This window comes from Sphingomonas bacterium (assembly GCF_903644135.1).
Taxonomy (GTDB): Bacteria; Pseudomonadota; Alphaproteobacteria; order Sphingomonadales; family Sphingomonadaceae; genus Sphingomonas.
The window spans coordinates 1-3328 of record NZ_CAHJXA010000313.1 but is presented as its reverse complement, the minus strand read 5'-3'; the positions used below and the strand labels follow the sequence as shown (position 1 = coordinate 3328).

Here is a 3328-nt window from a genome sequence, read left to right as displayed (position 1 = left end):
AGCCGAAGAAGCTGTCGATGCACTCCGAATAGCCGGTGCGCATGAACGCGAACTCGGGATCGCGCGGGCGGACATAGGCGGGCTCCGGCTCCAGCTCGATGCCATAGGCCGCGACCATGTCGGCGAGGACCACCTTGTGGCGGCGCTCCTCATAGGCGTTCATCGCGATCGCCTCGTGCAGGATGGGGTCGTTCACCTGCTCGTTGAAGGTCTTGACGTTCATCGACGCGCGGCCCTCGGTCTGCACGGCGATGTCCCAGATCGGCAGCGACACGATCTTGGCGCGCGTCTCCTCGGTCAGCACCGGCCAGTGGATCAGCGCCGGGCGATAGGCGTCGTGGCTGTCGAGCATCATCCGCGATAGAAGCCGCTTGTGCTCGGGCGAGCCCATGCGCAGCTTCGCGCCCGGTGGCGGCCCCGCCTCGAACGCGGCGGGGGAGATGGTCAGCGGTTCTAGGTCAGGATGATGCCTGACCGGGAGGGTCGGATAGGAAGGTGCCAAAGTCGCCATGGGGGATGCTTTCGCGCAGGATAATGTCCTTCGCAAGACCATCGACCAGTGCAGCGAGTTCCTGGCGATAGCGATAGCCGGGGGCGGAGCCCGGATAGGCATCGGCGGTGGCGGGGTGGGTATAAATCTCGGTCAGTCCCGGCGGCAGGTCGGCGAGCGCGGCGCGCATCCGCTCGGGCGTGAACGCGCCGGTCCAGGCCAGCCCCACCACCTGATCGGGCACCAGCAGGCCCTGCCGACGCATCCGGTGTTGAAGCCGCGTCGCCCACCATACCTCGATGCCGCGGTTCCCGCGCTCCAACGGCGCGCGCATCGCGGTCATGCCATAGTGCAGGCCGACGCGCAGCACCGTCGCGGCGATGGTCGGGTGGAGGTGGAAATGCTTGTGCGCGTTGACGTGATCGAGGCGGAGGCCAGTGGCGGCGAAGGCGGCGAACTGGGCCTCGACCTCGGCGGCGAGCTGGCGGCGGGCGGCGGGGTCGGCGAAGATGCGGATCGCCAGGCGCACCATGTCGCGGCGGAACAGGCCGTCGCCGCCGACCAGCACCGGGATGCGCTCAGGCGGAAGTGCGGGACGGCCCTCGATGAGGACGAGGTGCAGGCCGACGCCGAGCGACGGCATCGCCCGCGCTCGCGCGACCGCATCGGCGGCGGCGTTGCCGGCGACCATCAGGCTTGCGGCGGTAAGGATGCCGCCGCGATGCGCCGCCTCGACCGCCTCGTTCACCGCGACCGATGCACCGAAATCGTCGGCAGTGACGATCAGGCGGCGATCAGCGTGGCGGTTAGCTGAACGGGAGGCATCGATCGGGTTCATGGCCGGCTCATGGCGCGGCCGTCATGGAGCGGCAACCACAACGGGAGAAAGACCATGATCAAGACCAAGTTGCTCACTGCCGCCCTGATCGCCGGCGTCGCCGCGCCGATCGCGATGCCCGCCGCCGCCGACGCGCAGCACCGCGTCTATCATGGCCGCTCGCACTATCGCTGCAAGACCAGCAGCGGCACGACCGGACTGGTCGCCGGCGGCGTCGGCGGCGGCCTGATCGGCAATGCCCTGGGTGGCGGCACGGTGGGCACGATCCTGGGCGCGGGCGGCGGCGCGCTGCTCGGCCGCCACCTCGACAAGAAGCATGACGCCGCGCAGAACCGCCGCAACGGTTGCTGAATGACGAGCCCGCGGCCGGTCGGCCGCGGGCTTTCGGCTAGGCCGCTTCCTTGCGCCGGCGCAGGAACTCGAAGAACTCCACCCCCTCGCGCAGTCGCCGCTTCATCATCTGCCAATCGGTCAGCATCTCGCGGACGATCTCCCAGATCTTGGACGGGCGGAAGTAGAAACGCTTGTAGAACTCCTCCACCTTGTCAAAGATCACCGCCGACGACAGGTGCGGATAGCTCAACTGCGCGATCTGGTTGCCGCCATCGGTCAACAGGTCGTGCGACGAGTCGAACCAGCCATTCTCGGTCGCCTGCTTGTAGAGGAACGTCCCCGGATAGGGCGCGGCCAGCGACACCTGGATGGTGTGGGGGTCGATCTCCTTGGCGTAGTTGATCGTCTCCTCGATCGTCTCCAGCGTCTCGCCGGGCAGGCCGAGGATGAAGGTGCCGTGGATCGTCAGGCCGAGCGCATGGGCGTCCTTGGTGAACTGCCGCGCGACGTCGGTGCGCAGGCCCTTCTTGATGTTGTGCAGGATCTGCTGGTTGCCGCTCTCGTAGCCGACCAGGAGCACGCGGCAGCCGCCTTCCTTCATCGCCTTGAGCACCGGCTGCGGCACGTTCGCCTTGGCATTGCAGCCCCACGTCTTCGTGAAGCCGGGCTTGCCGAAGCCGAGCTTGCCCAGCTCGCCCGACAGCTCGACGACGAAGTCGTGCGCGTCGGCGAGGGTGTCGTCGTCGAAGAAGATCTCGTTCACCTCGGGCATCTCGGCGAGGATGTAGCGCACCTCCTCGATCACCTTGGGGACGCTGCGATGGCGATAGCGATGGCCGCTGATCGTCTGCGGCCACAGGCAGAAGGTGCAGCGGCTCTTGCAGCCGCGGCCGGTGTAGAAGGAGATATAGGGGTGGCGCTGATAGCCGCCGTAATATTTGGAGGTGTCGAGGTCGCGCTTGTAGATCGGCGACACCATCGGCAGGACGTCCATGTCCTCGATCGTCGCGCGGTTCGCGTTGCGCACGATGCTGCCGTCGGGCGCGCGCCAGGTGATGCCGTCGATCGTGGCCAGCGGCCGGCCCTCGGCCAGTTCGACGCAGGTGAAGTCATATTCCTCGCGGCAGACGAGGTCGATCGCCTCGCACGCCTCCAGGCTCGCTGTGTCCTCGATCATCACCTTCGCGCCGACGAAGGCGACCAAGATGGCGGGATTGCGTGCCTTGATCAGCCGCGCGGTGCGGATGTCCTGGTTGAAGCTGGGCGTCGAGGTGTGAAGGATGACGAGGTCGCGCGTGTCGAACTCGTGCGCGATGTCCTCCCATGACTGGTCGTGCGCGGGGGCGTCGATCAGCTTTGATCCTTCGATCATCGCCGCCGGCTGGGCGAGCCAGGTCGGATACCAGAACGACTTGACCTCGCGCTTCATCTGGTAGCGCGCGCCGGCACCGCCGTCATAGCCGTCGAACGAAGGCGCCTGGAGAAAAAGGGTGCGCAACATGATCACGAGGTCTCCGCAGCCGACGAGACGCGGCCTTGCTCTTCCATTCTAAGCCTTGCGCCGCGCCATTCAACCGACCGCGTGACGAAGCTGGCCGCAAACACGGCGAACGAGAACAGGTCGCGCGCCGGCAGCCACCACGGGGGCGCGGTCGGCGCGCCGATCC

3 protein-coding genes and 1 pseudogene are annotated in these 3328 nt (G+C 67.2%); 1 reads left to right on the top strand and 3 read right to left on the bottom strand.

Annotated features, from left to right (window positions below; genetic code table 11):
- Window positions 1-391 (bottom strand): annotated as a pseudogene (locus HUU96_RS13590) (ferritin-like domain-containing protein); the annotation flags it as partial.
- Between the two features lie 67 nt (window positions 392-458).
- The gene (gene hpnK / locus HUU96_RS13585) at window positions 459-1328 is read right to left on the bottom strand and encodes a hopanoid biosynthesis-associated protein HpnK (protein ID WP_174293289.1); all 870 of its coding nucleotides are present in this window, start codon (window positions 1326-1328) and stop codon (window positions 459-461) included.
- 54 nt (window positions 1329-1382) lie between these two features.
- Between hpnK and HUU96_RS13580 the strand changes: the two genes are divergently transcribed.
- Window positions 1383-1679: a hypothetical protein gene (locus HUU96_RS13580; protein ID WP_174293288.1), complete on the top strand. Its 297-nt coding sequence runs from the start codon at window positions 1383-1385 to the stop codon at window positions 1677-1679.
- Window positions 1680-1716: 37 nt separating this feature from the next.
- Here HUU96_RS13580 and hpnJ read toward each other — a convergent pair whose 3' ends face one another.
- Window positions 1717-3162, bottom strand: a complete 1446-nt coding sequence (gene hpnJ, locus HUU96_RS13575) for a hopanoid biosynthesis associated radical SAM protein HpnJ (RefSeq protein WP_174293287.1) — start codon at window positions 3160-3162, stop codon at window positions 1717-1719.
- Window positions 3163-3328 lie beyond the last annotated feature (166 nt).

What these genes read in the sequence shown, in the direction of transcription:
- hpnK (WP_174293289.1), bottom strand. Translation starts at nt 1,328, where the DNA reads ATGAACCCGATCGATGCCTCCCGTTCAGCTAACCGCCACGCTGATCGC.
- HUU96_RS13580 (WP_174293288.1), top strand. Translation starts at nt 1,383, where the DNA reads ATGATCAAGACCAAGTTGCTCACTGCCGCCCTGATCGCCGGCGTCGCC.
- hpnJ (WP_174293287.1), bottom strand. Translation starts at nt 3,162, where the DNA reads ATGTTGCGCACCCTTTTTCTCCAGGCGCCTTCGTTCGACGGCTATGAC.